This is a genomic window from Nocardiopsis sp. TNDT3 (assembly GCF_003427465.1).
Taxonomy (GTDB): Bacteria; Actinomycetota; Actinomycetes; order Streptosporangiales; family Streptosporangiaceae; genus Nocardiopsis; species Nocardiopsis dassonvillei.
The window spans coordinates 1-7,322 of the sequence record NZ_QPFC01000166.1; the positions used below are offsets into that span (position 1 = coordinate 1).

Below are 7,322 nucleotides of genomic sequence, written 5' to 3' on the forward strand. Positions count from 1 at the left end.
CGTTCACCCTGGACGGGGTGGCCCGCCGGGCGGGGGTGGGCAAGGCCGCCCTGTACCGGCGCTGGCCGACCAAGGAACGCCTGCTCGCCGACGCCATCGAGCAGCACACCCGGCCGCCCGCCGCGGCCGACACCGGCAGCCTGCGCGGCGACACCCGCGCGCTGGCCTCGGCCCTGCTGGACCACTTCCTGGCCCCGTCGGGCTGGGTCACCCTGCGCGTGGCTGTGGACGCCACCACGGGGATGGAGACCTTCGTGGGACTCCAGGAACGGCTGGTGCGCGTGCACCGCGACGGGATGGCGGACATGGTGCGCAGGGCCGTCGAACGCGGCGAGCTGCCGCCGGGCGCCGACACCGCCCCCTTCACCGAGGCGCTGTACGGGACGGTCCTGGTGCACGCGCTGACCATGGGCCCCGGCCAGCGCGAACGCGCCCGCGAGCACGTGGACGAGCACGCGTTCCCGCTGGCCGACTTCGTGCTGGCCCCGCTGGTGGACGGGGTCGGGACGGGAGCGGCCGACCGCGAAGTGCGCCGGTAGCCGAGCGGCTGCGCTCCGGCCCGCCGACCGCGAGGAGCGCCGGTGACCGCACGGGGTCTCGGCACCGCTCCGGAACCGGGTCCGCCGACCGCGGAGGAGTCCCGGCGCGACCGGTCCCGCCCCGTGGAGGGGCCGACCCCGCGGAAGGGCCGCCCGGGGTCCGCCACGGGTACCGGGCCCGCCGAGCGGTCGGCGATCGCTCCCGCCGGGGCCCGTGGAAGGCGCTCCGCGCGCGGGCCCGGCGGTCAGCTCGGCGGGCGCAGCCAGCGCTGGAGCAGGGTGCCCTCGGACTCGATGAGCACACCGGGCACGAGCGGCGCGTCGGCCGCCGTGCCGACCGCGACGCGCTGCTGGACTCCCCCGGCCATCAACGGGACGACCGTCAGGCACATCTCGTCCAGCAGACCGGCCGCGGCCACGTCGGCCAGCAGCCGGGGCCCGCCCTCGCACAGGATCCGGGGCAGTCCGCGCCGTACCAGGGCCCCGACCGCCGCGCGCAGATCCACGCGCTCGCGCCCGCACACCAGCACGCGGTCCTCGCCCAGGGTGCGGCGCGCCCGGTCCAGGGCCTCGTTCCCGGCCGCCCCGCAGGTCACCAGCAGCACCCCGCCGCCCTCCCCGGCCGGCTCGGCCAGCAGCGGCGGAACCCGTCCGCTGCCGCTGACCACGGCGATCTCGGGCCGGTCGGCGCGGCCCTCGGCGACGGCGCGGGCCGCCCGGTCGCCGGTACGCGGGCCCGTCCTGCGGTAGCCCGCCTCGCGCGCGGTTCCGGCGCCGACCAGGACCACGTCGGCCAGGTCGCGCAGGAGCGTGAACACCACCAGGTCGGCGGGGGTGTTGAGGGCTTCGGTGCGGCCGTCGTTCCCGGCCGCCGCACCGTCCAGGCTGGCGACCATGTTGGCGCGCAGCCACGGCCGGTCGGGGTAGGCGTAGAGCCGTTCCAGGGCGGAGGCGTCCAGGGTCTGGCCCGGGGAGGCCGCGCCGGGGGCGGCGTCGTTCATCAGCAGCCGCACGGCCACACCGCCACGAAGTACATGACCCCGAAGGGGTCGTCGGCGTAGAGCACCCGCGGCCGCGCCGGTTCGCCGCCCCGGCCGTCGTCGGCGTCGGCGGCGAGCGCGTGCGCCATGACCTGGAGCGCGGCCCGGCCCTGCGCCATCAGCTCGGCGGCCGGGGCCGGGTCCAGCCGGGCCAGCCCCTCCCAGTCGCCCTCGGACAGGCGGCGGCGGACCTCCTCGTCGAAGGCGAAGGCGCGCTCGTCCGGTCGCACGAGGGCCCTGTCGCCGCGCCGGGCGCTGCCGTCGCCCATGACGAGCAGGCCGATCCGTCCGGTGCGGGCGGCGATCCGCCGCCCCAGCTCCTCCACCTCGGCGGCGGAGGCGCCCCAGGCCACGGTGAGCATCTCCACGCGTCCGCGGTAGCCGACGGTGTCGAGCAGGCGCCGCGCCACGCCCAGGCTCGGCGGCAGCGTCCGTTCCCGGGGCACCCGCCTCCCCGTTCCGCCGAACTCGCGGACCGGCACGAGCGCCTCGGCGTGCTCGGCCGAGACGTCGTGCCCGCCGACGACGACGAGGAGGTCCGGTTCGGCCGCGGCCAGGGCCTTCACCGCGGACTCGCACTCCTCGCGCAGTTCGGCGAGCGGGTCCAGGCCGCCGCCGAGCTCGCGCAGGAGCAGCGGCGGATGCGGACAGACGGCGGTCGCGACGATCACGCTCTCCCCTCCCTCACACCAGTCCCCGCACGGCCCGCGCGGGGGGACGGACCCCGCGGATGCTGGCGACCATGTCCAGCGTCTGCCGCGTCTGGGCCACCTCGTGCACGCGGTAGACCTGCGCCCCGTGCCAGGCGCACACGGCGGTCGCGGCGAGTGTGCCGGTCAGGCGCTCGCCGACGGGAAGGTCCAGGGTCTCGCCGACGAAGTTCTTGTTGGACAGCGACACCAGGACCGGTCGGCCGGTGGCGGTCATCTCGTCCAGGCGCCGGGTCAGCTCCAGGGAGTGCCAGGTGTTCTTGCCGAAGTCGTGCGCGGGATCGATGATCGCCGACGCCGGGTGCACGCCGAGGGAGACCGCGCGCTCGGCCAGGGCGACCGTGTCCTCGACGGCCGAGCGCACCACGTCCTCGTAGCGCGTGCGGTGCGGCGGGGTGCGCGGGGCCACGCCGCCGGTGTGGGTGCACACCAGGGCGGCGTCGAACTCGGCGGCGACCTCGGCCAGCTCCGGGTCGTACCCGCCCCAGGCGTCGTTGAGCAGGTCCGCGCCCGCCTCGCACACCGCCCGGCCCACGGACGCGCGCCAGGTGTCCACACTGATCACCAGCTGGGGGAACTCGGCGCGGACGGCAGCCACGAAGTCGACCACGCGGCGCTTCTCCTCGTCGGCGTCGACCGGCTGGCCGTAGCCCGCGGTGACGCCGCCGATGTCCACGATGTCGGCGCCCTCGGCCACGACCCTGCGCACGCGTTCGAAGGCGGGACCGTCGTCCCAGGTGGCACCGCTGTCGTAGAAGGAGTCGGGGGTGCGGTTGACGATCGCCATGACCAGCGTCGTGTCCGCGTCGTACTCCCGACCGCGCAGTCTCAGCACCGGCCGCTCACTTCCCTCTGTCTCCCTGTCGGCGTCGGACCGGCCGCTCGACCGGCGGGGCGAGGGCGGCGGTAGCCGGTGCCCGCACCGGCCCTCGCGCACGGGGCCCTCCCCCCAGCGGCCAACACTAGGGCACGTCCGCCCGAGGGGGTCCGGCGACGCGTCCTTGCCCGCGCGCAGGGCCCCGTCGCACACGCGGCTCTCCGGCGGCGTGTCCGTGCGGTGGCCGTTCACGGCCGCGGGCGGGAAGGCGGACGGCCCCGGACCCGCCGCACGAGCCCGGGGCCACACCGCGGCTCTGGGCTCGCGGAGCACAGGGGCAACAGTTCCGGTCGGTCCCTCAGCCGGGGCCCGGGCCCGCCGGGAGCGCGGACCGGACCGGCTCGGACCGGCTCCGGCGCTTCGAGGGCGAGGGGTTTCCACCCTTCCCTGATACTCGCCTACGTGTTACCTTTGCCATGATGTCAGAGCTCAACAGTCCACGGATCCCGACCGGCCTCGTGAGCGCGGCGGTCCGCGCCTCGGAGAACCTGGGAAAGGACGTGGCCGACGTGCCCCTGATCGCCATCGCGGAGGAGGCGGGGATCTCCCGCAGCACCCTCCTGCGCCGTGTGGGGGGTTCGCGCCGGGCCCTGGACGAGGCGGTGCGCGCCTCGGGCGTGGACCCGGGCGGGCAGCGCCCCGTCCGGGAACGCGCGGTCGAGGCGGCGGGCGGCCTCATCAGCGAACAGGGACTGGCCGCGGCGACCCTGGAGGCGGTCGCCGCCTCCGCCGGGTGCTCGGTGCACAGCCTCTACGCGACCTTCGGCGGACGGGACGAGCTGCTGCGCGCGGTCTTCGAGCGCTACGGCCCGATCCTGGACCTGGAGGCGGTGCTCAGCGGACCGGCGGGTGACCTGGCCGACCGGGTCCGGGCGATCTACCGCCTGTTGGGCAAGGCCTTCAGCCGCGAGCCCCGGGTGCTGCCCGCCATGCTCGCCGACGTGTTCGCCCGCCCCGAGGGACCCACCTCCGACCTGCTCGTCCGGTTCTTCTTCCCCCGCCTGCTCGCCGGACTGGGCGGGTGGCTGGCCGGGGAGGTGGCCGCGGGCCGCGTCCGCGACCTGACGGTCCCCCTGCTGATCCAGCAGATGCTCGCCCCGATCGCCGTGCACTGCATGCTGCGCCCGGCCCTGGACAGAGTGGAGGGTGTGGAGTTCCCCGGGATCGAGGAGGTCAGCGCGGTGTTCGCCGAGTCCTTCCTGCGCGCCGTCGCGACCGATCCGAACACCGCCGACACGTCACCACAATCGCCCTGAACGAGCGGAGTCGCCATGAGTGAACGCACGAGCGAGCGTACGACCTGCGTGGTCGTCGGCGGCGGCCCCGCCGGAATGGTTCTGGGCCTGCTGCTGGCCCGGGCCGGTGTCGAGGTCACCGTGCTGGAGAAGCACGCCGACTTCCTGCGGGACTTCCGCGGGGACACCGTGCACCCCTCCACCCTGGAGCTGCTGGAGGAGCTGGGCCTGTACGAGCGGTTCGCCCGGCTGCCGCAGAGCAGGCTGGACGAGGTGGCCTTCCCGCTGGGCGGGTGCCGCACCGTGACCGTCGCCGACTTCCGCAGGCTGCGGGGGCTCGCCCACCCCTACATCGCGATGGTCCCGCAGTGGGACTTCCTCAACCTCATCGCCGAGGCGGGCGGCGAGGAGGCGGCCTTCACCCTGCGGATGGACACCGAGGTGACGGGGCTGCTGCACGAGTCCGGCCGGGTGGCGGGCGTGCGCTACCGGGACCTCGACGGCGACGGGGAGATCCGCGCCGACCTGACGGTGGCCTGTGACGGGCGGTGGTCGCTGGCCCGCCGCGAGACGGGTCTGGTGTCCCGGGAGTTCCCGGTGGGGATCGACGCGTGGTGGTTCCGCCTGCCCCGTGAGTCGGGTGACCGCGCGACCCTGACCCCGCGTGCGGCCCCGGGCAGGTTCGCCGTGGTCATCCCGCGTGAGGGCTACCTCCAGATCGCCTACATCGGCCCCAAGGGCACCGACCGGGAACTGCGCGCACGCGGGATCGGGGCCTTCCGGCGCGACCTCGCCGAACTCATGCCGGAGCTGGCCGACCGGGTGGGGGCCCTGCGGTCCATGGACGAGGTCAAGCACCTGGACGTGCGGGTCAACCGGCTGCGCCGCTGGCACGTGGAGGGCCTGCTGTGCATCGGCGACGCGGCCCACGCGATGTCCCCCCTCGGGGGCGTGGGGATCAACCTCGCCGTGCAGGACGCCGTGGCCGCCGCGACACTGCTGGCCCGGCCGTTGAAGGGGCGCTCGCTCGCCTCCCGCGACCTGGCCGCGGTGCGCAGGCGGCGGATCGTGCCGACGGTCGCGGTCCAGACGCTCCAGCGCCTCATGCACCGGGGGCTGGCCGAACCGATCATCAGGGGCGAGCGGCAGGGTCCGCCCAAGCCCGTGCTGGCGGCCCTGGACCGCATGCCCTGGTTGTCGTTCGTGCCCGCCTACCTCATCGGCAAGGGCCTGCGCCCCGAGCACATACCGGGGTTCGCCCGCCGCGGCCCCGCACGCGCGGCCCGTTAGCGGCGGCAAACCCGCCATCGCGGTTCAGGGCCACTGGCGTCACACCGGCCACGGTTCCGGTACGTCCACCAGCGGATCGGAGACGCGCCAGGAGGGGTGCGGCCGGGGCGCGAGGGTCAGGAGATGTCGGGGACGCGCTCGCCCCTCGGAACCGGCCCCGGGGAGGTCCCGGCGCCGAAGGGGCTGCCGCCCAGCTCCTCGCGGTGGTGCGGGGTGAGCCAGCCGCGCGGATCGGGTCCTGCGGCGATGATCCGCGTGGGGTTGATCCCCGTGTGGACCCAGTAGTAGTGGATCCGGACGTGGTCGAGGTCGGTGGTGTCGCCGAACCCCGGCGTCTGGAACAGGTCGCGGGCGTAGGCCCACAGCGCCGGGTACTCCGACAGCTTGCGGACGTTGCACTTGAAGTGGCCGTGGTAGGCCGCGTCGAAGCGCACCAGGGTCGGGAAGAGCTTGATGTCGGCCTCGGTGATCGAGTCCCCGACCAGGTAGCGCCGACCGGAGAGGCGCTCCTCCAGCGCGTCCAGCCTGGCGAAGACGGCGGCGACCGCGGCGTCGTAGCGCCTCTGGTCGGGGGCGAACCCGGCCCGGTACACGCCGTTGTTGAGGTCGGTGTAGACCTCCCGGGACAGGGCGTCGATCTCGTCGCGCAGCGCGGACGGGTACAGGTCCGGGGCGCCGTCCCTGACCAGGCCGCCCCACTCGGTGTCCATGTCCCGGACCAGCTGGTCGAAGTCGTTGGTCACCAGGTGGCCGCTCTCCACGTCGACCAGGCCGGGGACGCTGACCCCGCCGTCGTAGGAGGGGTCGCGCGCCAGGTAGGCCTCGCGCAGGGCGTGGATGCCCAGGACGGGGTCCCTGTCGCCGGGGCTGCCGGTCGCCTCGGTGAACACCCAGTGCGGGTCGCCCTCGATGACCTCCTGGCGGGGGTCGGTGACGGCCAGGGAGACGGCCTGTTCCAGACCCATGAGCCGACGGGTGATGACGACCCGGTGCGCCCAGGGACAGGCGCGGCTGACGACCAGGCGGTAACGGCCCGGCGCGGCGCGGCGGCCGAAGCGGCCGTCTGCGGTGACCCGGTCGGCGAAGGCCGCCGGGTCGCGGGTGATCTCCTCGGTGGGCATCTGGTTGGCCCTCATCTGCGACCCCCTCGTCACGCTGGCGGGACGCGGCCGGAGCCGCGCACACTGTCCGTGCAGTGTACGGAGTCGGCTCCGGCCGTCCGCGCCACGACACCTGGGTGCGGGCCCCGGGTCAGGAGTTGTCCCTGGGGCGCCAGCTCCTTCCGCGTCCCGCCTTCTTGGGCTTGCGGAGCAGGGGCCGGGACGGCTGGGACCCGTCCGACTCCCCGCCATCGGTGTCCGGCACGGGGTGCTCGGCGACGGCTCCGGCGGGGGCGGTGGCGTTCCTGCGTTCGGCCCTGGTGCGCCTCTCCATGCGCTCCGCGCGGCTGGTGAGGGGCTCCGCGCCGGACGCGGCCGCGTTCTGGGCGCGGGCGCGGGCCCGCTCGGGGCGGGCGGGCTGGTCCGGGAGCGGGGGCTGCTCGGACCGCGCCGCCGGGGCGGACGGGGACGCCTGGGCCGCCGGAGCGGACGCGGTCCCGCTCGGCTTCGGGAGGCGGGAGCGCACGGCGC

At 75.5% G+C, this 7,322-nt stretch carries 7 protein-coding genes and 1 pseudogene; 3 read left to right on the plus strand and 5 right to left on the minus strand.

All coding sequences use genetic code 11. From position 1 onward, the window contains the following. A partial coding sequence (locus DQW06_RS04610) for a TetR/AcrR family transcriptional regulator (protein WP_157983340.1) occupies positions 1–539 on the plus strand: 539 nt, incomplete at its 5' end. Positions 540–784: 245 nt separating this feature from the next. Here the strand turns inward: DQW06_RS04610 and DQW06_RS04615 are convergent. Genes DQW06_RS04615 through folP form a run of 3 tightly spaced genes read right to left on the minus strand, consistent with a single transcriptional unit; the run spans position 785 to position 3,124 of the window. Beyond that, complete coding sequence (locus DQW06_RS04615) at positions 785–1,558, minus strand: pyrimidine reductase family protein (RefSeq protein WP_081461702.1); 774 nt, start codon at positions 1,556–1,558, stop codon at positions 785–787. Then, positions 1,540–2,250 (minus strand): hypothetical protein, encoded by a 711-nt coding sequence (locus tag DQW06_RS04620; protein ID WP_013152281.1) that lies wholly within the window; start codon positions 2,248–2,250, stop codon positions 1,540–1,542. The genes DQW06_RS04615 and DQW06_RS04620 overlap by 19 nt, the downstream gene beginning before the upstream one ends. A 13-nt stretch (positions 2,251–2,263) precedes the next feature. After that, entirely contained in the window at positions 2,264–3,124 is an 861-nt protein-coding gene (gene folP / locus DQW06_RS04625) for a dihydropteroate synthase (protein WP_013152280.1), read from the minus strand. A gap of 458 nt (positions 3,125–3,582) precedes the next feature. On the opposite strand from folP, the gene DQW06_RS04630 reads away from it, so the two are divergent. Both DQW06_RS04630 and DQW06_RS04635 read left to right on the plus strand, forming a co-directional pair. Continuing rightward, the gene (locus DQW06_RS04630) at positions 3,583–4,422 is read left to right on the plus strand and encodes a TetR/AcrR family transcriptional regulator (RefSeq protein WP_013152279.1); all 840 of its coding nucleotides are present in this window, start codon (positions 3,583–3,585) and stop codon (positions 4,420–4,422) included. A 15-nt stretch (positions 4,423–4,437) separates the two neighbouring features. Then, the gene (locus DQW06_RS04635) at positions 4,438–5,691 is read left to right on the plus strand and encodes an FAD-dependent oxidoreductase (protein WP_013152278.1); all 1,254 of its coding nucleotides are present in this window, start codon (positions 4,438–4,440) and stop codon (positions 5,689–5,691) included. A 116-nt stretch (positions 5,692–5,807) separates the two neighbouring features. On the opposite strand, the gene DQW06_RS04640 is transcribed toward DQW06_RS04635, so the two are convergent. Then, the gene (locus DQW06_RS04640) at positions 5,808–6,827 is read right to left on the minus strand and encodes a glutathione S-transferase family protein (protein ID WP_117198017.1); all 1,020 of its coding nucleotides are present in this window, start codon (positions 6,825–6,827) and stop codon (positions 5,808–5,810) included. A gap of 115 nt (positions 6,828–6,942) precedes the next feature. Then, positions 6,943–7,322 (minus strand): annotated as a pseudogene (locus tag DQW06_RS04645) (flagellar motor protein MotB); the annotation flags it as partial.

Bases quoted from the DNA above. Each gene is read 5' to 3' on its own strand.
- DQW06_RS04635 (WP_013152278.1), top strand. From the start codon at position 4,438: ATGAGTGAACGCACGAGCGAGCGTACGACCTGCGTGGTCGTCGGCGGC.
- DQW06_RS04640 (WP_117198017.1), bottom strand. From the start codon at position 6,827: ATGAGGGCCAACCAGATGCCCACCGAGGAGATCACCCGCGACCCGGCG.
- DQW06_RS04630 (WP_013152279.1), top strand. From the start codon at position 3,583: ATGATGTCAGAGCTCAACAGTCCACGGATCCCGACCGGCCTCGTGAGC.